Raw genomic sequence first — 17730 nt, 5'->3', positions numbered from 1 at the left:
ACGACCTGGATCAGGCAGCGCTTTATGGCGCGCCCCCTGGTACAAGACCCGCACACTGGGCCGCATGATCCAGTTGAACACGGCATCGCCCTATCGCAATGCCCGCGGGCGTCTGCGCCGCTGGATGGCAGGGCGCGGCCCGCCTACGAGCCCTCGGCGCGCTGCGGTTGCGGCGCCGCATGCGGAACAAGAGGTTCACGTGTCGCGGTCTGGCCCACCGGCCCGTCATGATCGGTGCCGGTGATCAACCGGGCGCCGCGCTGCAACGTCATGTAATCCCAGGCCCATTTGAAGGCGACGGCGATGCGGTAACGCAATCCGATCAGGAAATAGACATGGGCAAAACCCCAGAACAACCAGCCGATATAGCCGGTCAGCTTCATGCGGCCGCGCTTGACCACCGCCGAACGCCGGCCGATGGTCGCCAGATCGCCTTCGTGATGATAGGTGAAGGGCCGGCTGGCGGTCTTGCCGGCGGCGCGGTCGCGGATCAGGGCCGCCACATGGGCGCCCATCTGCTTGGCCGCGGGCGCGATGCCCGGCACCGGCTTGCCATCGGTGCTGGTGACGCTGGCCGTGTCGCCGATCGCGAAGATCTCAGGATGTCCGGGCACGCTCAGATCGGGTGACACCTGGATGCGGCCGGCGCGGTCATGCGGCGCGCCGATCCAGCGCGCCGCCGGTGATGCCACCACACCCGCGCCCCAGACCACAGTTCCGGCCTCGATCCGGCCATCGACCAGGGCGCTGTCCGGGGGGGTTGTCTGCCCCTCGGCCAGATCGACCGAGACACCATCGGCGTCGCAGGCGGTGACCCGGGCACCGGTCAGCACCTCCACCCCCATGGCGGTCAGCGATGTGCGGGCGTAATCCGCCAGATCCTGCGGAAAGCTCGCGAGGATGCCGGGCCCGGCCTCGACCAGCACCACGCGGGCGGCACGCGGGTCGATGCGGCGGAAATCGGGCGCCAGAATCTTGCGGGCGATTTCCACGATCGCGCCGGCCATCTCCACGCCGGTCGGCCCGGCCCCCACCACCACGAAGGTCAGCAGGCGTTGCCGCAGGGCCTCGTCGCCAGCCATTTCGGCGCGCTCGAATGCCAGCAGCAGCCGACGGCGGATCGTGGTCGCATCCTCGATCCGCTTCAGGCCGGGCGCGGCATCGGCCCAGTCGTCATGTCCGAAATAGGAATGGGTGGCGCCGGTCGCCAGGATCAACTGATCATAGGGTATGGCGATGTCGCCGGCATGAACCACGCGGGCTCGGGTGTCGATGGCATGGACATCGGCCATCAGCACAGTGGCATTGCGCTGCCGGCGCAGGATGCCGCGGATCGGCCAGGCGATATCGGCCGGCGACAGGCTGGCCGTCGCCACCTGATACAGCAAGGGCTGAAACAGATGATGGTTTTCGCGGTCGATGACCGTCACGTCCACCGGCGCCCCGTCCAGCGCCTGCGCCGCCTGAAGTCCTCCGAACCCGGCGCCGATGATCACCACGCGCGGGCGCGATGGCACGGAACCGGCGTCGGCGGGCATTGGTGTGGTGGGAACGGCTTCGGGACGGGTATCAGGCATGGCGGGCACTCCTGCGGCTGTCGCGGCGATACATGCACGGGCAGGAATGACCGTGATCTGTCGCCGCAGTCCGCAGCACCATATGGCGCCCGCCGCAGGTCAATGCCACCGGCAGGGCATCGCCCCACCAGTGGCAAAGTCATGGCACCCATGTCGGATGGCGCCAAGGTGGCCGGGTGCGGACGCGCCGGCTCAGTTGCCGCGCAGTTGCTCCGTCACCTTGGTGACATTGCCCGACACCTCGCTCACATCGCGCGCCACCTGGGTGATGCTGGCAGAGATTTCGCGGGCCGCGGCATCCTGCTGTGACACCGCCGAGGCGATGCTGGCCGAGATGGTCTGCACCTGACCGATGGCGGCGGCGATCGCCTGGATCGCATCCACGGTGCGGGCTGCCTCGCGCTGAACCGACGCGATCTGTTCCACGATCTCGTCGGTCGCGGTCGCGGTCTGCTTGGCCAGCGACTTGACCTCATTCGCGACCACCGAGAACCCCTTGCCGGCGTCACCGGCACGGGCCGCCTCGATGGTGGCGTTCAGCGCCAGCAGGTTGGTCTGGCTGGCGATATTGTTGATCAGCTTGATGACCACGCCGATCCGGTTCCCGGCGGCGACCAGCGCCTGCACGGTCTCGTTGGTGCGTGCCGCCTCGTCAGCGGCCGTCGACGACGCACTTGCGGCGGTGCTCGACCGCGCGGCGATCTCGGCCACGGATGCCGACAATTCTTCGGTCGCCGTCGCCACCACCTGGGTGTTCGCCGTCGCCCTGTCCGCCGACATGCCAACCCGCGCCGACAGGGTGTCGGCAAGGTCCAGAATCGTCTTGCGCCGATCGGCTTCCGCCCGCGCCTCGGCGAATTCGGCCAGCTTCTGGCCGTGGATGTCGATCAGCGAACCACAGGCCCGCAGCGGATTACCCTGGGCATCGCGCGACACGCCGCCCACGGCCCGGAACCAGCGATACTCGCCCGACCGGGTCTTCAACCGATAGGGCACGTCATAACCGGTCCGCCCGCTGCGATCGGCCAGGCAGGCGCCGAAGGCATCTAAGGTCGGGCCGGAATCGTCGGGATGCAGGCGATCGGACCACGAGGTGACATGGTCGGGAAAGCCCTTCATGTCGCCGCGCTCGAAACCGACCAGCCGGCGGAATTCATCCGAAAACCGCCAGACGCTCTTCGGGTCCATGGCGTCGCCGTTATGCAGCGTCGCATCCCACAGGCCCATGCCGGCATGGGTGTCGAGCAAAGCCATGCGTTCAAGCTGGTTGCGTTCGGCATTGATGTCGATCAGCGAGCCGCAGGCGCGCAGCGGATTGCCCTGGGCGTCGCGGGCCACGCCGCCGATGGCGCGGAACCAGCGATACTCGCCGTTCTTCATCCGCAGCCGATAGGGCACGTCATAACCGGTGCGACCGGTCTTGTCGTTCAGGCAGGCGGTAAAGGCCGCGAAGGTCGGCCCCTCATCGGCCGGATGCAGCCGGTCCGACCACGCGTTCACCTTGTCGGGAAATCCCGCCAGATCACCATGGGCGAAGCCGACAAGCCGGCGGAATTCATCTGAAAACCGCCACGACGCCTTGGCATGCATGGCGTCGCCCTCATACAGCACGGCATCCCACAGGCCGACGCCGGCATACTTGCCCAACAGCTCCATCTGGCGGAGCATTTCACTGTCGTTGCTCTGTAGTCTGTTGTTTTTTTGCCAGAACATGATATTGCACCCGCTGCCCAATGAACCTTGAGCAAGCATTTATAGAACGGTCTCGTGAATAATCAGTTAAATCTGCATCGTGGTCTTTCGGGATGAAAATGCGTTCATCACTTGCATTTTCTTTAGCTTATCAACCATGGCGATATGCGGACAAGGTCAAGGCTCCCCGATAAAGGCCGCGAGTTCCGGTGTCTGTTGATGCGCGAACAGGTCTTTGGGCGCGCCCCGTTCGTGGATGCGCCCCTGATGCATGAACACCAGTTCGTCGCAAACCTCGCGGGCGAAACGCATTTCATGCGTCACCATCACCAGAGTCATGCCCTCTTCGGCAAGGGTACGGACCACCGCCAGCACCTCGGCAACCAGTTCCGGGTCCAGCGCCGAGGTGATCTCGTCGCACAACAGCACCTTCGGCTGCATGGCCAGCGCGCGTGCAATCGCGACACGCTGCTGCTGTCCACCCGACAACTGGTCGGGCGTGTGATCGAAGCGATCCGACAGGCCCACCTTGGCCAGCATGGCCCGCGCGACCGCCTCGGCCTCGGCGGTTGCCATCTTCTTCACCACCTTCAGCGACAGCATGACATTGCCGCCCGCCGACAGATGCGGGAACAGATTGAACTGCTGGAAGACCATGCCGACCTTCAGCCGCAGCGCCTTCAGGTCGCGCTCCCGCTCGCGCCCGTCGGCGCGCTCGCCATCGACGATGACCACCCCGTCGGTCGGCCGTTCCAGCCCGTTGACGATCCGCAGCAGCGTGCTCTTGCCCGATCCGCTGCGCCCGATCAGCGCCACCACCCGGCCTTCCTCGATCGAAAGATCGACCCCCTTCAGCACCTCGACCGCACCGAAGCTCTTGCGGATGCCGGCCAGCTGGACCAGCGGCCCCGCGCCCTTGCCCGCCAGGCCGGCACCGGACGCGGCCGCCCGGGTCATCATCGTGTCAGCGTGCGACATTGAGTGTCCTTTCAAGCCGGCGGGCCAGCATCGAGAGCGGGAAGCACAGGGCGAAATAGATCAGCGCGACAAAGCCATAGACCGTGAACGGATCGAAGGTGGCATTGGCGATCATGGTGCCGGCCTTGGCCAGTTCCACGAAGCCGATGATCGAGGTCAACGCCGTGCCCTTGACCACCTGAACCGAGAAACCCACCGTTGGCGGGATCGCGATCTTCAGCGCCTGCGGCAGGATCACCCAGCGCATCCGTTCGGCATAGGACATCGCGAGCGCGCGTGCCGCCTCGTCCTGGCCCTTTGGCACCGCCTCGACGCAGCCGCGCCAGATCTCGGCCAGAAACGCGCCGGTGAACAGCACCAGCGACAGCACGGCGGCGCTCCAGGCCGACACCTCGATACCGATCAGCGGCAGGCCGAAGAACACCAGGAACAGTTGCATCAGCAGCGGCGTGCCCTGGAACAGCTCCACATAGCCGCGGGCGATACCGGCCGGCCATCGCCTGCCCGAGACCAGCGCGAACAGCGCCACCAGCCCCGCCACCGCGCCGCCGGCAAAGGCGATCAGCGACAGCACCACGGTCCAGATCGCCGCATCCAGCAGGTTGCGCAGGATGTCGAGCGTGCCGAATTCAACCATGGACGGCACCTCCGGATGCGGCCGCGGTGGTGGCGGCCCGTCGCGCGGCCAAGGCGGCACGCCGGTTGGCGCCATAGAGCAGGCGGTCACCCAGTTGTTTCAGCAGCGCGCGCGTGCCGATCGCCAGCGCCAGATAGATCGCGGTCGCCACCAGATAGGCTTCGAACGCCCGGAAACTGCGGGACTGGATGAAATTTGCGGCGAAGCTGAGTTCCTCCGCCGCAATCTGCGAACACACCGACGAGCCCAGCATCACGATGACGATCTGGCTGGACAAGGCCGGCCAGATCTTGCGCAGCGCCGGCACCAGCACGACGTGGCGGAAGCATTCGATCCGGGTCATGCCCAGGCTGGCCGCCGCCTCGCGCTGGCCGGCCGGCACGCCCTGAATGCCGGCGCGGATGATCTCGGTCGAATAGGCCCCCAGATTGATCACCATCGCCAGCATCGCCGCTTCCACCTCGCCAAGCCTGACACCGGCGGCGGGCAGGCCGAAGAAAATGAAGAACAGCTGCACGATGAACGGCGTGTTGCGGATCAGCTCGACATAGATCCCGGCCAGCTGGCTGAACACCGCCACGCGTTCAGCCCGGGCATAGGCGCAGGCGATGCCAAGCAGCACGCCGACGACACCGCCGACCAGGATCAACTCGATGGTCAGCACCACGCCTCGCACCAGGACGTCGGCATAGGTCAGGATGGGCGTGAAGTCGAAGCGATAGGCCATGGGGCATCGCCCTTCGAGCGGCGCTGGCGCGGGGGAGCCGGGGCTGAGAGCCGGGAGTCGGAAGCCGGACGGTCAGAGATCGGCCGGCAGCGGCGCGCCCAGCCAGGTTTCAGAAATCTTCGACAGCCGGCCATCGGCCTTGGCGGCGGCGATGATCTCGTTGATCTTGGCCACCAGCGCCGTATCGCCCTTGGCAACGCCGATATAGCATGGCGAATTCTTGATCAGGAATTTGGGTTCCGGCCGGGTGCGCGGGTTGCGCTCAAGGATGGCCGCCGCGACCACATTGCCGGTCGCCACCAGCTCCACCTGCCCCGACAGGAAGGCCTGAATGGTGCCGTTATTGTCTTCATAGCGCCGGATGGTGACATCGGTCGGCGCCACCTTGGTCAGTTCCAGATCCTCGATCGCGCCGCGCGTGACGCCGATGGTGTGGCCGGCCAGATCCGCCGGCCCCGCCACGGTCAGATCGGCCGGGCCGAACACGCCGTTGTAGAACGGCGCATAGGCGTCGGTGAAATCGATCACCGCCTCGCGCTCAGGATTCCTGCCCAGGCTGGAAATCACCAGATCGACCTTGTCGGTGGTGAGATAGGGAATGCGGTTGGCGCTGGTCACCGGCACCAGTTCGGTCTTCACGCCCAGCGCCTCACCGATCAACCGCGCCATGTCGATGTCATAGCCGCGTGGCGCCATATCTGGGCCGACCGATCCGAAGGGCGGAAAGTCCTGAGGCACCGCCACCCGCAGCACGCCCATGGCCTGGATCGTGTCCAGGCCGGCCGCCGCGGCCGGCGCGCTCGCGGTCACCAAACCGACACCGGTCGCGGCCATCACCGCCGCCATGGCCATCGCACCCAGTACGCCACGGCGACGCATCATCATCCCTGCCTTGAACCGACCCGACATCGACATCCCCCATCCCTGAAGATCCCAGGCCCCGACGAGCCCGGTGCATCGCAGCGCCCTGTCCGCTGCTCATGTTTTGAGCGTGATTATATTTGGGGCATGAGTCAATGCGAATTTTTCAGGCAAGTATCGATGCCATCTGCGGCATCCGCTTGCAAAGCCCAGAAAATCAGGACATTCTTCGCCTGAAATATCCGGTCTAACTGGTCTGACCGGTCCAGCCAAAGGAACCAAAATTGGCCGGAGACAGCGTCCCCGAATACGTCGCGGGCCAACTTCAGCGAATGATTCTGGCCGGTGAACTGGCCCCCGGCGCGGCCCTGCCCGCACAGCGCGCCCTGGCCGAACGCCTCGGCGTCAGCCGGGCGTCGCTGCGCGAGGCACTGACCGTGCTGGAAACCCTGGGGCTGGTGCGGGTGCGCGCTGGCAAGGGCGTGTTCGTCGCCGATCCGTCCGCCGATGACACCACGCCGGGTCCGCGTGGCGACCGGCACGACCATGCGGCGCGCGTCTATCAACTTCGCCTGGCGATCGAGCCCTTCGTCGCCGGGCTGGTGGCGTTGACCGCGCATGATGCCGAACTCGACAGCCTGGCCGAAACCGTGGCCGAGATGCGCGCCGCCATCACCGATGGCGATCTGGTGCGCGCGGCCCAGGCGGATGGCGATTTCCACCAGCGCCTGCTGGTCTCGGCCGGCAACCCGCTGTTTCCGGCGGCGATGCGGCCGGCTGGGCCGATGCTGGCTGAAACCCGCCGCATCCCCTTTGCCAACCGCGAGGGCGTGCGCGCGCCGCTGGATGAACATGAACGCATCCTGGCCCAGATCCGCGCCCGCAGCCCGCAAGGCGCGCGCGACGCCATGCACCGCCACATCCTTAGCGCCGCCACCCGCGCGGGCGTGGGCGTGCTGCGGCCCTAACGTCGCCACCCATCCGCCCTTCGATCATGTGCCCCCATCAAGCCGGAAGCCGATCCGATGCCGATTTTCGCGCCCACCGCCGCCATCAACCTCGCCTCCCGCGCCCTCGGTGCCCGCACGCTCAGTTGTTCCGACGATTTCTTCGGGGCGCTGGACCGGCTGATCGACGATGCGCCGCCGGTGTTCGTTCCCGGCAAATACGACGACAACGGCAAATGGATGGATGGCTGGGAAAGCCGGCGCCGGCGCGATGACGGGCATGACTGGTGCGTGCTGGCGCTTGCCGCCCCCGGCCATATCGACGCGATCGAGATCGACACCCGCCATTTCACCGGCAATTTTCCCGCCGCCGCCGGCCTGTGGGCGTTGGCCGGCGACAGCGTCGCCGAAACACCCGCCGCCGATGATCCACGCTGGCGGCGCATCCTGGCGCCGTCTGCCCTGAAGGGTGATGCCGGCAACGCCTTCATGCCTGATGCCGCCGTGATCGCTGCCGCGGACGGCCGTGCCTGGACCCATCTGAAGCTCGACATCTTCCCCGATGGCGGCGTTGCCCGGCTCAGGGTCTATGGCCGCCCCGCCAGCCTGCCCGCCCCACGCGCCGACGGGCTGGTGGAACTGTCATCGGCCCTTGGCGGCGCGCGCGCGATCGCCTGGAACGACGCCCATTACGGCGATCCGCGCCACCTGCTGCTGCCGGGGCTGGGCGAGCGCATGGAAGATGGCTGGGAAACCCGCCGCCGGCGCGAGCCGGGGCATGACTGGTGCATCATCCGTCTGGGAACGCCGGGCAGGGTTGCATTTATTGAAATCGACACGCGCAGGTTCAAGGGTAATTATCCTGACACCTGCTCGGTGCAGGGTGTGATGGCACCCCGGATGGCGGATGCGGCATGTGTGCCGCAAAGCCTGTTCTGGGCGGATGTCCTGACCTCCCGCAAGCTCGGTCCTGATGCCTTCCACGGCTTCGAACCCGATGCGCCGGCAATCCTCTCCCATATCCGCTTCAACATCTTCCCCGACGGCGGCGTCAATCGGCTGCGTATCTTCGGCACGCCTTGCGCCGTGGAGTGATGGTTTGCATGCATACGTTCCCACGGAGCATCCTGCGGCCGCGGCGGCTGACCCGCGCCGACTTCCTGCCGTTCGGCGACGTCATCGACGCCGGCGACACCGGCCGCACGCCGATTGCGATCAATGGCGGCACCTGCCTGCGTCATGACAGCCTGGCCCTGGTGGAAACCGACCCGGCGGGACATGCGGCACTCAGCCTGTTCTTCGCCCATGAACCGGTCAGCCTGCCGCTGGTGATCGAGGTGATGGAACGCCATCCCCTGGGCAGTCAGGCGTTCATGCCGCTCAACCGCTGCCGCTTCATCGTGGTGGTCGGTCCGGCCGAAGACCCGCGCCCGCGCCCGGAAAATCTTCAGGCCTTCATCTCCGACGGCCGCCAGGGTGTCAGCTATCGGCGCGGCACCTGGCATCTGCCCCTCACCGTGCTCGATACGGGCCATCTGCTGGTGGTGGACCGTAAAGGCCCCGGCTGCAATCTGGGCGAACACGTGTTCGAGCCCGGCACCGGCCCGCTGCTGCTGCCGCAGGATCTCTGATCCACCGCAGCTCAGGACGCCCGGGTGTCAAGACACCGGGGCATCCAGAAACCGCTGCGCCACCGGATCACCGGCCGCCGCGAGATTGATCCGCAACCACGGGCCGGGGGCCAGATCCGGCCGGAACACGGCGCCCGAAACCAGCCCGATGCCCCGGGCTTCCGCCGCCTGTACCAGATCGTCCGCATCCGCCACATTGCGGTGGCGCGCCCAGACGAACATGCCGCCGGCGGGGCGGGTGAAGATCTCCCATCCCGCCGCCGCCATCCGTGGCAGCAGCGCCGCCCGCCGCAGCGCCAGCCGGCGGCACAGCGCGTCGGATTGCCGCCGCAGGGCGCCGGTTTCGATCATCACGGCCACCACCTGTTCGGCGAAGCGCGACGAGGCGACGCTGGTCAGCATCTTCACGTCCACGAAGCGCCGCAGATATCCGGGATCGGCGGCGATATAACCCACCCGCAGGGCCGATGACAGCGGCTTGGAAAAGCTGCCGACCATCACCACCCGGTCCAGCCCGTCCAGCGCCGCCAGCCGCACCGACGGCACCCCGTCTTCGAAATCGGCATAGATGTCGTCTTCGACGATGGTCAGGTCGTGGCCCGCCGCCAGGTGCAGCAGCCGGTGCGCCACCGTGGCCGAGGTGGTCGATCCGGTCGGGTTGTGCAGAACCGTGTTGGTGATGAACAGCCGCGGGCGGTGGGCGCGGACCAGATCCTCCAGCACCGCCAGATCCGGGCCTTCCGGCCGCCGCGGCACGCCCAGCATGCGCACACCCTGCAGCCGCAGGAGCCCGAACAGGTTATGATAGCCCGGATCCTCGACCAGCACGGCATCGCCGGGCCGGGTCAATCCCCGCACCACCACGTCCAGCGCCTGACTGCCGCCCGTGGTCAGCATCACCCTGTCCGCCCCCGCCGGCACCGACAGCCGCTCAAGCCGCCGCGCCACCAGCTGGCGCAGCCGGGGTTCCCCCAGCGGTGTGCCGTAATCGATCAGCGCCCGGCCGCCCTCGCGGGCCACACGGCGGATCGCGCGCGCAAGCTCGGTGGTATCGTGCCAGTCGTCGGGCAGGCGTCCGCCGCCCAGGCGCAGCAAGGCCGGCCGGTCGTCATACAGCCGCCAGATCCGGCCCGCGACCGCGCCCACCCCCTCGGCATCGGGCGGTGCCGAGGGCAGCGGCGCCGGCGGTGCCGCGACATGAAAACCGGCGCCGGGCCGCGCCACGATCCGGCCATCGGCCACCAGACGGTCATAGGCCTCGATGACCGTGTTGCGGCTCACCCCCGCATCCACCGCCAGACGACGGATCGACGGCAGCGCCGCACCGGCGGCCGCATCGGGTCCACGCGCCTCGATCCAGCGGCGGATGGCGGCAACTAGCTGATCGGCCAGCGGCTCGGGCCGGCTGCGGTCGATATCCGGCGTCATCCGGCATGGCCTCGCATCGCCTGGGGGCAGCGTTCACTGTACCTGTCATTTGATGGATACGGAACTGGCGATCCGCGCGGCGCCGTGCCTGTCGCCACGGCCCGGCCGGCGGCAGCATGGCGGTCGCGGCCATGTCGGCCGCAAATGGCGGTCGCGGCCATGTCGGCCGCAATCCGGAGCCCGCGCCATGTCCCTCGATCTGTCCGCACGCCATGCCACGACCCGCGCCGGCTCGCCCGCGCGGCTGGCGCTTGCCCTGATGGCCGTCACCACCGCCGCCAATCTGCACACACCGCTGGCGGCGCGCTATGCCATGGCCGACGGCCTGGGCTCAGGGGCGGCAGGGCTTGCCTTCGCGGCCTATGTCGGCGGCGCGCTGCCGATGCTGCTCGCCGGCGCCGGGCTGCCCGACCGGCTGGGGCGCGGGCGCACCCTCAGCCTGGCGCTGGGTCTCGCCGTCCTGGCCGATCTGATCGTCATCGCCCGGCCGGGGCTTGCGGCACTCGGCCTGTCGCGCGCGCTGCTCGGCATCGCCGTCGCCGCCACATCGACGCTTGCCCCCGCCTTCATGACCGCGCAATTCGCCCCCGGCACCGATCCGCGCCGGATTGCCGCCAGGGTCTCCGTCGCCACCACCTTCGGCTTCGGGTTCGGCGCCGCGATGACCGCGCTGTGCCTGATCGTCGATCCGCTGGCCTGGATACGGCCGCTCACCGTCCTGGCCTATCCGGTGCTCGCCGGCCTCGCTCTGCTCGCGGTGTCCGGATTGCCGCAGGGGGCCGGCCGCAGGCCCGATGCCCCGATGCTGCGCCGGCCGGCCTTTCCTGCCGGCACCCTTCCCTTCGGCTTCGCCATTCTCGTCGCCTGGGCGGTGGTGGGCGTGGTCATCGCCGTGCTGCCGGCAACCCTCGCCCGCGCCGGGCTCGACAGCTATGCCGGCCTCGCCACCTTTCTGGTCATCGTGCCCGGCATCCTGGCCGTGCCGGCCGCCCGGCGCATGACGCCGGAGGCAGCCATCCGCCGCGGCCTGCTGATCCTGATCCCGGCCTATGCGCTCATCGCCTGGGGCGCGCTCGACGGCCGGATCTGGGCGGTGTTCACCGGCACCGCGCTGGCCGCGACATCCTGCTATGGTCTGGTGCATGCGGGCGGGCTGGCCGGGGTTCTGATCCGCTCCGGTCGGGCGGCGACCGGTGCCACGGCCGGCTTCTATCTGCTGGCCTATCTGGGGTTCAGCCTGCCGGTCATCGTCACCGGCCGGATCGCCGATCTGGCAGGGCAGGAGGTCGCATTGGGCGGCTTCGGCGCGGCGCTGGTCATGGCCGTGCTGGTTCTGTGCGGCCTGTCGGCCAGAACCTCCCCACGCTGACGGCTGCCACCTGCCCGCGCTTACAAACCGTCCCAGAACCCGCCCTGGAAACGATGCGCCGCCCCGCGATAATGGCTGGCCAGCCGGTCCAGATAGATCCGCCGCACCTCATCCTGCCCGGCCTGATAGCGGTCGAGCCCGCCGTGATCGCCGCCCAGCGCCGCCGCGACCGCGGCACTGCCGGTCAGGGCGCCATGCATCGCCGACAGAAGGCCCTGGGCCGACAGCGGATCGAAGGCCTGGGCGGCATCGCCGATCGCCAGCCAGCCATCGCCGGCAACGCTGTCCAGCCGGGCGCCGCCGGCATCACAGCCGACCGGCGCTGCCAGGGCCTCATCCGCCCCGGCATGACCGGTCAACGCCGACAGATGCCGGGTCGCCAGCCGGGCCTGATGCCACAGCAGAGGATCGGCCAGCATCCGCGCCGCCACCGGTGCCGTCGTGTGCAGCGATGCCAGAACGGCGCCAGAGGGCATGCGCGCCGCATACCACCATCCCTCCGGCACCGCCTCGATCACCGTCCGGTCGAAACCGGGGTCGGACATGGCCCCGGCAATGGCGTTGAACCGGCCATAGAGAGCAATCAACTGCCGGTCGCGCAGCCGTGCCGCCCCCAGCCGGCGGGCGATCGCCGCCCTGCGGCCGGTGGCATCCACCAGCCAGCGCGCCTTGAGCGGCGGGCCGCCGTCGCTGAAGGCCACGCCCCAGTCGCCGTCATCCAGGCGGATCAGATCGCGCACGGCGGCACGTCTGAACCCGGCGCCGGCAGCACGCGCCGCGCGGCGCAGATCGTCGTCGAAGATCAGACGGTCCAGCCGCCATCCGGGGCCGTCGGGGCTGCGCAGGAAATCCGACGCCACCAGATCCGGCGTCGACCATGCCGACCAGTTGCCCCGCACCGGCCTGTGCCCCGCTGCATCGGACGGCACCGGCAGGCCTTCTGCCCGCAACAGACGCAGGGCCGCACCGGGCAGCGCCTCGCCGATCTTGGGCGCGGTCTGAACGCGGTCGGCCATCGTCACCGACAGCCCGGCCCGCGCCAGGGCATGGGCCGCGACCGCCCCGGCGGGGCCGGCACCCGCGACCAGGACATCGACCCCAGGCGCGGGCATGGCAGTATCGGCATGGTTGCCGGGAGCGGTCAGGTGGTCGTCCAATCGGCTGTCATCCATTCCCGGTGGCGGGTCGCCATCCTCAATCGTCGGTATGGCGCACGCGGATGCTTCTGAACGCGGCCAACTGTTCCTCGCTTGCCCAGCCTGCGCGTTCGGCACGCGACAGATTGCGCGGACCGGCCGCAAGCCGCAAGCGTGCCACCTGTTCCGCCGCCTGTTTCAGCCGGCCGCCGGCCAGGGTTTCCACATACATCACTGCCGGCAGGTCCGGGTCGCCGTCAACCCCCGGCCGGGCCTCGACAATGCCCATCGCACCGAAATGGGCGATCATCTCGTCCATCACCTCGGCGACGCTGCCAGTCAGCGCCCGCAACCAGCCGGCGCGGGTCTGGAAGGCGGCCACCCGCTGGTCGCGCGGCATATCGGGGTTGGTGACCAGATCATAGACCTCTTCGGTCAGCACCTGATTGGGCACCCGTGCCGGCCAGAACGACGGCAGATAGGGGTCGTATGCGATGTCGTAACCCGACCGGCAGAACGCCGTATCCCCCTGCCAGGGCAACGCCATCCAGCGGCTGATGTCACCCGGTCCCTGATCATAGACCGGCCCGCCCGGCGCCAGCGCGATCTGCTGGTCCAGAGTCTTGCCGTAATCGGGTTCCACCGCGCCGGCCGGCCGGTGACGCAGCCGGTAGAGCGACATGTACATGGTGCCATGACGCATCGGCCAGGTCATCTCGCAGCCCGGATGGAAAGCGTCGGCCAGGCAGTAGTGCAGCGCCGCCTTGTCGAGCATCGCCGGCTGGTCGGCCAGCGGCACCTGAGCGATGGTGGCGGGCGGCGGACCGGCCCTGGCGCGATCATCGACGAAATGCCCCTCCACCCAGCGGCGCAGGATGGCCTCGCGCACCCGCGACAGCGGCAGGTTGTTGCCCGGCGACGCTTTCGAGAACGAGCCGAAGGCATCGCCATAGAGCCATGGCCACAGCCGCTGCTCGTTCACCGGCGTGTCGGCCGGCCGGAAGGCGTTGAACACCACCTGGCGCAGTTCGATCCACGGATCCTCGCCGTCGGCGCCGGGAACCTGGGCCAGCCGGTCGATCAGCGCCGGATCGTCGAAATCCAGCGGACCGCCCTTGCCGAACATGGCAGCGAAGCCCTTGTTCACCCATTGCAGATTCGACAGCCGCGACAAGACCGGCAGCACGTCGCGGGTGAACGAGATCACCTCCGGCATGGGCAGGCGGCCGTCGTCGATATACATGTCGCTCAACAGGTCGTGCAGCGTCCGCCACGAGATGATGTCGGGCGCGTAATTCGGCGGCGCCACCACCACCCAGGCCGGGTCGACAGGCAGCGGACGGCCATCAATGGTCACCGCCGCCGTGACCGGCCCGTCCGAGATATCGTCATACCAGTCATTGGCATTGTTGAAGCTGTTGGGGTCTTCCGGCCGATAGACCGGCGCGCCCGAGGGTGATGCCGACACGCCCCGGCCGCCCAGAAAGATCAGCCGCCCGGCCGCGTCGGTGCGGATCTCGCCCAGCGGCACCACCACGTCCTTGAACCTGCCGGTATCGAAGGCATGTTCCGGCCCGCCCGACACCGACACGCCGCTGATGCTGCGCGGCCCCGGATCGATGACCAGCGACCCGCGATCGGCGAAGGGCACATCGGGGTTGCGGCGCGGCACGGTCATGGTCACCGCGTCCGGAATGTCGAGCGCCGCCTGGAACTGATACCACGCGGCCTTCTTGTTGGCCGGATGCACGGTCCAGGTGATGTCGGCATTCTCGGCGGTCAACTCGCGCACCACCTGGCCGGCGGCGTTATAGCCATAGATCCGGAACTGCGCCGCCTGGCGCTTGATGGCGCCGGTCTCGTCACGATAGAAGCCCGGCGCCTCGGGCACCGGCCCCACCACCTCGGGGCCGATATACCAGGCCTCGGCCGCATCGCCGATCCGGGCAACACCGATGCCGGGGTGGACGGCCGCGCGCACCACCACGCTGTCGACCGCCGGCGCCACCTGCACCAGCGGCCGGGGCACCGACGGCTCGCCCAAGGCCACACCATTGGCGTTGCGGCGCTGGTCGGCCGACGCGGCATAGACATCGCGCCGCGCCTCGGCGATCGACCCCTGCGGGGTATGGTCGGCGGTCACCCGCCAGATGTTCATCGACAGATTTTCACCATAGGCCGGCTGCCCACGTATGGTGATGTCCTGCGCGGGCAGGATCAGGTCGGCCACATGCACCGGCGGGCTCAGGGCCTCGTCCCAGCGCACGGTCGCCTCGTCCAGCGGCATCAGCGCCGGATCGGTCCGGAACTGGACCATGAAACGGAAGCTCGCCTCGCCGGCGCGCAGCCGCGCTTCCAGATCGGCGGCCAGATAGGTCGGATCGGCCGGACGTTCCGGCAGCGGATCGGCATCGATCGCCGCTTCCAGCTTATATTTCACGAACCGGCCGGGGCCATAGGCGAAGGGCACGCCGCTCCAGTAATCACTGCCCAGGCAGCTTGCCACCGGCTTTGCCATCTCGTCGAGCATCCGCGCAGTTTCGGGGTGTGCCTCCAGATAGGGACCATAATCGCCATTGATCACGCCGGCGCGCGTGAATTCGCACATATCGCGGGCGGTGTTGACGAAAAACACGTCGAAGTTCTGAAGAATGATGTCGAAGGTGGTTTCGGTCGGCGCCCCGAAGATCTTCGGGATCGGGGTGTCGAACAGCTTGATGCCGATGCCCAGCGTCGTCTTGTAATCGCTGATCGTCGGCAGGGTGTCGGACGAAAACCGCACCCAGGCCGGATATTCGGTGCCGGCGAACAGGCCCACCTTCAGATCTTCGGGCAGGTCGGGCCGGATGCGGAACCGGCCCGCCGCCACGCCATGCGGCTTCAGGAACACCGGGCGCAGCGCCGGGCACTGGCCCTTGGCGATCCGTCCGCCCTGCACGATATTGACGAACATGTCGACCAGCGATCCCACCGGATCGGTCGCACAATCGACGGCGGCTGTCGCCCCGGCGCCAATGCTGGCGCCGGATGCGGCATCCTTCAGATGATCGGTCACGGCTGCTCTCCCCACCCTGGTTGCTCCGGTTCACCCGGAGACACATTCGTCACCTATTGTGACGCATGCCACAACCATAGCAATGATTTCTGACAGCCGTACTGCCGCGTCAGGTGATGGATCCCTCGGCCTGCGGCGCATAGCCGAAGCCGGTTGCCGGTGCAGCGGCAGTCTCCACCCACACGCTTTTCACCCGCACATATTCCAGCAGCCCCTCATAGCCGCTGGACCGGCCATAGCCGCTCTCTCCGAACCCGCCGAAGGGCGACATGACGCCAATGGTCTTGTAGCCGTTGATCCAGAAGGTGCCGGCATTCACCGCCGCCGCCACCCGATGGGCGCGGGCCACATCCTGCGTCCACACAGCACCTGCCAGCCCGAAGCGGCTGTCATTGGCGATCGCCACCGCCTCGTCCTCGTCATCGAACGGCATGACCGACACCACCGGGCCGAAAATCTCCTCACGCGCCACCGCCATGACATTCGACACCCCGGCCAGGACCGTCGGCGCGTAGAAGAAGCCGCCGGCGAGGCGCGCGTCGTCCAGCCCGGCGGGCCGGCCGCCACCGGCCACCGCCACGGCGCCATCCGCCAGGCCGGCCGCGACCAGATCGCCGATCCGGCGGTGCTGGGCGCCGCTGATGATCGGCCCGATCCGGGTCGCCGGGTTCAGCGGATCGCCGATCGCGATCCGGCCCGCCGCATCGGCCAGCCGCTCGACCACCTGGTCATACGCCCGGCGCTGCACCAGCAGCCGCGACCCGGCCACACAGGACTGCCCGGCGCCCGAGAAGATCGCTGCCTGTGCGCCAAGCACCGCCCGGTCCAGATCGGCATCGTCGAACACGATGTTGGCGGATTTGCCGCCCAGTTCCAGCACCGTCGGCACCACCCGCATGGCCGCCTGGGCGGCAATGCGGGCGCCGGTCGCGGGCGATCCCACGAACACCACCTTGGCGCAAGCCGGGTGGGCGATCGCCGCGGCACCCACCGTATGGCCGGCACCGACCAGCACGTTCACCGCCCCCGCCGGCACACCGGCTGCGGTGATGATCGCCCCCAGCGCCACCGATGACAGCGGCGTCAGCTCCGACGGCTTCAGCAGCACGGCATTACCGGTGGCCAGCGCCGGCGCCAACTGCCAGCCGGCGGTGAACAGCGGCGCGTTCCAGGGCGTGATCTGGACCACCACGCCATAGGGTTCATAGCGGGTATAGTTCAGATGGCCGGATGGCACAGGGATCACCGCGCCATGCAGCTTGTCGGCCCAGCCGGCATAATATTCGAACATCTCCGCCACCTTCAGCGCCTCGGCGCGGGTGTCGGCCAGGGGTTTGCCGGCGGTCAGGCTTTCCAGTCGTGCCAGATCGTCCAGCCGGGCGCGTATGGCCACGGCCGCCGCCCACAGCACGCGGCCACGGGCGGCATGGGTCAGCGCCGCCCACACCCGCTGCCCGGCCCGCGCGGCCTCTGCCGCCGCATCGACGACATCGGCGCCGCCATCGGCCAGCGTCACCACGATGCGGCCTGTCGCGGGGTCGACAAGGTCCAGGGCGTCGCCGGTGCCGGCAAGGATCCGGCCGTCGACAAAGCTGCCGAAGGTCTCCGATCCGGTCAGACGGGTGAAGATCGCCCGGATCTCGGGCAGGGTATCGTCGGGGCGCATGACATGGGTCTCCGGTTTCAGAACGC

The 17730-nt window shown here is 68.4% G+C and carries 14 protein-coding genes; 4 read left to right on the top strand and 10 right to left on the bottom strand.

Annotated features, from left to right (window positions below; genetic code table 11):
* Positions 1 to 143 precede the first annotated feature (143 nt).
* The 6 genes from IEW15_RS14270 to IEW15_RS14245 form a co-directional block, all read right to left on the bottom strand.
* Entirely contained in the window at positions 144 to 1577 is a 1434-nt protein-coding gene (locus IEW15_RS14270) for an NAD(P)/FAD-dependent oxidoreductase (protein WP_229708114.1), read from the bottom strand.
* A gap of 192 nt (positions 1578 to 1769) precedes the next feature.
* Positions 1770 to 3290: a methyl-accepting chemotaxis protein gene (locus IEW15_RS14265; RefSeq protein ID WP_188579048.1), complete on the bottom strand. Its 1521-nt coding sequence runs from the start codon at positions 3288 to 3290 to the stop codon at positions 1770 to 1772.
* A 156-nt stretch (positions 3291 to 3446) separates the two neighbouring features.
* Positions 3447 to 4226 carry an amino acid ABC transporter ATP-binding protein gene (locus tag IEW15_RS14260; protein WP_306432621.1) on the bottom strand — a complete coding sequence of 260 codons (780 nt, stop codon included), beginning with the start codon at positions 4224 to 4226 and terminating at the stop codon, positions 3447 to 3449.
* A 7-nt stretch (positions 4227 to 4233) separates the two neighbouring features.
* The gene (locus tag IEW15_RS14255) at positions 4234 to 4884 is read right to left on the bottom strand and encodes an amino acid ABC transporter permease (RefSeq protein ID WP_188579046.1); all 651 of its coding nucleotides are present in this window, start codon (positions 4882 to 4884) and stop codon (positions 4234 to 4236) included.
* Positions 4877 to 5611: an amino acid ABC transporter permease gene (locus IEW15_RS14250; RefSeq protein WP_188579044.1), complete on the bottom strand. Its 735-nt coding sequence runs from the start codon at positions 5609 to 5611 to the stop codon at positions 4877 to 4879. The genes IEW15_RS14255 and IEW15_RS14250 overlap by 8 nt, the downstream gene beginning before the upstream one ends.
* Positions 5612 to 5683: 72 nt before the next feature.
* Positions 5684 to 6490, bottom strand: coding sequence for a transporter substrate-binding domain-containing protein (locus IEW15_RS14245; protein WP_188579077.1), 807 nt, complete (start codon positions 6488 to 6490; stop codon positions 5684 to 5686).
* Positions 6491 to 6756: 266 nt separating this feature from the next.
* Between IEW15_RS14245 and IEW15_RS14240 the strand changes: the two genes are divergently transcribed.
* Genes IEW15_RS14240 through IEW15_RS14230 form a run of 3 tightly spaced genes read left to right on the top strand, consistent with a single transcriptional unit; the run spans position 6757 to position 9050 of the window.
* On the top strand, positions 6757 to 7440 hold the full coding sequence (locus IEW15_RS14240; RefSeq protein ID WP_188579042.1) for a FadR/GntR family transcriptional regulator: 684 nt from the start codon (positions 6757 to 6759) through the stop codon (positions 7438 to 7440).
* 57 nt (positions 7441 to 7497) lie between these two features.
* Positions 7498 to 8514 (top strand): allantoicase, encoded by a 1017-nt coding sequence (alc, locus tag IEW15_RS14235; RefSeq protein ID WP_188579040.1) that lies wholly within the window; start codon positions 7498 to 7500, stop codon positions 8512 to 8514.
* Positions 8515 to 8522: 8 nt separating this feature from the next.
* On the top strand, positions 8523 to 9050 hold the full coding sequence (locus IEW15_RS14230; protein WP_188579037.1) for an ureidoglycolate lyase: 528 nt from the start codon (positions 8523 to 8525) through the stop codon (positions 9048 to 9050).
* A gap of 27 nt (positions 9051 to 9077) precedes the next feature.
* Here the strand turns inward: IEW15_RS14230 and IEW15_RS14225 are convergent, their stop codons facing one another.
* Complete coding sequence (locus tag IEW15_RS14225; RefSeq protein ID WP_188579034.1) at positions 9078 to 10478, bottom strand: aminotransferase-like domain-containing protein; 1401 nt, start codon at positions 10476 to 10478, stop codon at positions 9078 to 9080.
* Between the two features lie 187 nt (positions 10479 to 10665).
* Here IEW15_RS14225 and IEW15_RS14220 point away from each other — a divergent pair, with 187 nt between their 5' ends.
* Entirely contained in the window at positions 10666 to 11847 is a 1182-nt protein-coding gene (locus IEW15_RS14220) for an MFS transporter (protein ID WP_188579033.1), read from the top strand.
* A 20-nt stretch (positions 11848 to 11867) separates the two neighbouring features.
* Here the strand turns inward: IEW15_RS14220 and IEW15_RS14215 are convergent, their stop codons facing one another.
* The 3 genes from IEW15_RS14215 to IEW15_RS14205 form a co-directional block, all read right to left on the bottom strand.
* Positions 11868 to 12959, bottom strand: a complete 1092-nt coding sequence (locus tag IEW15_RS14215; protein WP_188579030.1) for an NAD(P)/FAD-dependent oxidoreductase — start codon at positions 12957 to 12959, stop codon at positions 11868 to 11870.
* An 82-nt stretch (positions 12960 to 13041) separates the two neighbouring features.
* On the bottom strand, positions 13042 to 15936 hold the full coding sequence (locus IEW15_RS14210) for a LodA/GoxA family CTQ-dependent oxidase (RefSeq protein ID WP_188579076.1): 2895 nt from the start codon (positions 15934 to 15936) through the stop codon (positions 13042 to 13044).
* A gap of 211 nt (positions 15937 to 16147) precedes the next feature.
* Positions 16148 to 17704, bottom strand: a complete 1557-nt coding sequence (locus IEW15_RS14205; protein ID WP_188579028.1) for an aldehyde dehydrogenase family protein — start codon at positions 17702 to 17704, stop codon at positions 16148 to 16150.
* Positions 17705 to 17730: the final 26 nt, after the last annotated feature.

The sequence above is a fragment of the Tistrella bauzanensis genome (assembly GCF_014636235.1).
Lineage (GTDB): Bacteria > Pseudomonadota > Alphaproteobacteria > Tistrellales > Tistrellaceae > Tistrella > Tistrella bauzanensis.
Note: the sequence above shows the minus strand (reverse complement) of the source record. Positions and strands in the feature narration are given on the sequence as shown.

Coding starts and splice junctions, on each gene's coding strand:
- IEW15_RS14270 (WP_229708114.1), bottom strand. CDS start 1,577: ATGCCTGATACCCGTCCCGAAGCCGTTCCCACCACACCAATGCCCGCC.
- IEW15_RS14220 (WP_188579033.1), top strand. CDS start 10,666: ATGTCCCTCGATCTGTCCGCACGCCATGCCACGACCCGCGCCGGCTCG.
- IEW15_RS14225 (WP_188579034.1), bottom strand. CDS start 10,478: ATGACGCCGGATATCGACCGCAGCCGGCCCGAGCCGCTGGCCGATCAG.
- IEW15_RS14230 (WP_188579037.1), top strand. CDS start 8,523: ATGCATACGTTCCCACGGAGCATCCTGCGGCCGCGGCGGCTGACCCGC.
- IEW15_RS14215 (WP_188579030.1), bottom strand. CDS start 12,959: ATGCCCGCGCCTGGGGTCGATGTCCTGGTCGCGGGTGCCGGCCCCGCC.
- IEW15_RS14245 (WP_188579077.1), bottom strand. CDS start 6,490: ATGCGTCGCCGTGGCGTACTGGGTGCGATGGCCATGGCGGCGGTGATG.
- IEW15_RS14260 (WP_306432621.1), bottom strand. CDS start 4,226: ATGACCCGGGCGGCCGCGTCCGGTGCCGGCCTGGCGGGCAAGGGCGCG.
- alc (WP_188579040.1), top strand. CDS start 7,498: ATGCCGATTTTCGCGCCCACCGCCGCCATCAACCTCGCCTCCCGCGCC.
- IEW15_RS14255 (WP_188579046.1), bottom strand. CDS start 4,884: ATGGTTGAATTCGGCACGCTCGACATCCTGCGCAACCTGCTGGATGCG.
- IEW15_RS14205 (WP_188579028.1), bottom strand. CDS start 17,704: ATGCGCCCCGACGATACCCTGCCCGAGATCCGGGCGATCTTCACCCGT.
- IEW15_RS14210 (WP_188579076.1), bottom strand. CDS start 15,936: ATGTTCGTCAATATCGTGCAGGGCGGACGGATCGCCAAGGGCCAGTGC.
- IEW15_RS14265 (WP_188579048.1), bottom strand. CDS start 3,290: ATGTTCTGGCAAAAAAACAACAGACTACAGAGCAACGACAGTGAAATG.
- IEW15_RS14250 (WP_188579044.1), bottom strand. CDS start 5,611: ATGGCCTATCGCTTCGACTTCACGCCCATCCTGACCTATGCCGACGTC.